2 protein-coding genes are annotated in these 2079 nt (G+C 75.3%); both read left to right on the top strand.

Annotation, left to right across the window (positions count from 1 at the left end; translation table 11 throughout):
* The coding region (locus ABD194_RS21035) for a DUF6049 family protein (protein ID WP_343995175.1) at window positions 1-1215 on the top strand (1215 nt) is incomplete at its 5' end.
* Window positions 1216-1270: 55 nt separating this feature from the next.
* The coding region (locus ABD194_RS21030) for a protein kinase family protein (RefSeq protein WP_486388616.1) at window positions 1271-2079 on the top strand (809 nt) is incomplete at its 3' end.

Genomic DNA, 2079 nt, shown 5'->3' with positions numbered 1-2079 from the left:
GCCCGCTTCGGCTCGGCCGCGCGCACCGACATCGTGTGGCCGGTGGACGGGCTGCTGCCGCCCGGCCGCGAGGCCGGCATCCGGACCCTGCTCTCGGGCACCCCGGTCAAGAAGCCGGCCGGCATCGTCGTCAACGCGGCGGCCGTCACGAAGCCAGCCGCCTACACCCCGACCGCGCGGCGGGTCACGAGCGCGGGGACCCGGCTGCTGGCGTACGACACCCGGCTCTCGTCGGTGCTGCCCAAGCGGTCCGACCCGAGCCCGGTGCTGTCGACGCAGCGCTACCTGGCCGAGACGCTCGTGCTCCTCGGCGAGCGCGCCGGCACCGCCCGCTCCGTGCTCGTGGCCGCCCCGCGCACCTACGACCCCGACCCCGCGGGCCTCTCCGCCTTCCTCGCGGCGACCTCCAGCGCCCCGTGGCTGCACCCGGTCAGCGCCGCATCCCTCCTCGCCGACAGCGGCGAGGACAAGGCGCAGCCCCAGACGGCGTGGTCGCGGACGGCCCCGGGCACCGCCCCGGCACCGGTGCTCACCGCGCGGCGCCTCGCGCAGCTCGCCCACCAGCGCGACACCCTGCTCAGCGTCTCCTCGGTGCTGAGCAACGGCGAGGAGTTCGAACGCACCTACCGGGAGGTGCTCGACCACCTCACCAGCGTCCGCTGGCGCTACGAGCCCCGAGCCTGGCCGGCCCTGGCCAACGCCGTCGCGGCCGACGTGCGAGCGGCCACCAGCGCGATCCGCGTCGTCCCGCGCACCACCACGATCAACCTGCTCGCCGAGAACGGCACCCTGCGCATCACCGTGGAGAACGGCCTCGACTACACGGTCGAGAACATCCGCCTGCGGCTCGTGCCCGACAACCCCCGCGTCCGCGTCGTGGCGCAGCCGGCTCCGGTGACGATCGGACCGTCGTCACGCACCAACGTCCCGGTGGAGGTCGCGGTCGTCGCGGCCGGCCGGGCGCAGATCCGCGCCTTCCTCACCACCGCCGACGGCACCGTCATCGGCTCCGCCGCGACCATCCCCGTCGCCGCGAACCCGCTCGACGCCACCATCTACTGGGTCGGCGGGGTGCTCGTGGGACTCGTCCTGCTCGCCGGCGTGGTCCGCGCGGTGCGCAAGGGCACCTCGCGCGTCGACCAGATCGCCGACATCGAGGCGGTCACCGCGGCACACGAGTCCCTCGGCGATGCGCACCACGGAGATCCCCCATGAGTCGGCCTAGGATGGGGCCCTGCCACGCATCCACGCAGGACTGGACGAGGGGAGGGTGACGCACGTGCAGGGAGTCGGACCCGGAACCGTTCTGGGAGGCCGCTACGCGGTCACGCTGCGCACCTCCGAGGGCGCCCACCACGAACGCTGGCGCGCCACGGACCACACCCTCGAGCGCGACGTCGTGCTCGTCTGCTTCACCGCCGGGTCGTCGCTCGCCGCCGCGGCGCTCGACGCGGCCCGACGGGCCGCCGGCATCGAGGATCCCCGCCTCGTGCGCGTGCTCGACGTGGGCGCCGACCAGGGGGTCGGCTTCATCGTCGAGGAGCCCCTGACCGGGGCGGCGCCGCTGTCGCACCTGCTGCAGAGCGGTGGCCTGGCCGCCGACGAGGTGCGGCGCCTGACCGGCGAGGCGGCGACGGCGCTCGACAAGGCGACCCACCGCGGCCTGCACCACCTGGCCCTCACCCCCAGCTCGCTGCTGCGCATGCCCGACGGCGCGGTCAAGGTCCGCGGCCTCGCCACCGAGGCGGCCCTCACCGACGCCGACCGGCTCTCCGACGAGCGCGCGTCCCGCGCCGACGCCGTCGGCCTCGTCAAGCTCGCGTATGCCGGCCTGACCGGTCGCTGGCCCATGGTGGCCGTCGACGACGGGCTGATCGCCGCAGGCGGCCCGGTGGGCCTGGAGCCCGCGCCCACGATCGTCGGCGGCGTGGCCGCCCCCTCCGAGATCGCCGTCGGGGTGCCCAACGACCTCGACCTGATCTGCCGCATGACCTTGGGTGAGGGCCGGCGTGGACCGGTGTCACCCGGCGACCTCGCCCTCCAGATCGCCCCCTGGCCCGCCGAGCCGGCCACCTCCGA

Origin of the sequence: Terrabacter terrae, from assembly GCF_039529575.1 — a bacterium.
Taxonomy (GTDB): domain Bacteria; phylum Actinomycetota; class Actinomycetes; order Actinomycetales; family Dermatophilaceae; genus Terrabacter; species Terrabacter terrae.
The sequence above is the reverse complement of the archived record's forward strand: the minus strand, read 5'-3'. Positions and strand labels throughout refer to the sequence as shown.